Origin of the sequence: Gluconobacter sp. P1D12_c, assembly GCF_018812105.1 — a bacterium.
In the GTDB taxonomy this organism is placed as follows: domain Bacteria; phylum Pseudomonadota; class Alphaproteobacteria; order Acetobacterales; family Acetobacteraceae; genus Gluconobacter; species Gluconobacter oxydans_A.
The window spans coordinates 1-548 of the sequence record NZ_JACSIQ010000253.1 but is presented as its reverse complement, the minus strand read 5'-3'; the positions used below and the strand labels follow the sequence as shown (position 1 = coordinate 548).

Below are 548 nucleotides of genomic sequence, written 5' to 3'. Positions count from 1 at the left end.
CCGATACTTCCGGTCGATGGAGACGTGGGGTTTGTAGCCAAAGAATGGGATAGCGAGATCACTCGACGGCATGGTTCCATCGTCCTGCCGCTTCGCTTTCGTGAACTTCAGCGTCCAGCGCGCATGGCGATCCTTGTGCGACAGCTTTGACGGCTTGTCCTGCCAGTCTTCGGGAATACGGCCTGCCCGGAGATCGGCTTTCTCGGCGTTCGTGTTGCGCTGCTTTGGAGCCGCCACCAGCGTTGCATCCAGGATCTGGCCCGACATCGGCAGATAGCCGGCGTGCCGCAGGGTCGCGTCAAAACGGTTGAACAGACCCTCGATCGCTCCCACCTGCGTCAGGCGCTCACGGAACAGCCAGAGTGTTTTGGCATCAGGAACACGATCTGAAAGCCCCAGCCCAAGGAAGCGCATGAACGACAGGCGATCGTTGATCAGATATTCCGTCCGCTCATCAGACAAATTGTTCAACGTCTGGATCACCAGGATCTTGAACATCAGCACCGGATCAAATGGCGGTCGCCCGCCTTTGCTTCCATCTGAATAGG

At 57.8% G+C, this 548-nt stretch carries 1 protein-coding gene; it reads right to left on the bottom strand.

The genetic code is table 11. The features are described from left to right. Nucleotides 1-548 (bottom strand): transposase (locus tag KP705_RS16605; protein ID WP_215765051.1); only part of this gene is annotated, 548 nt, incomplete at both ends.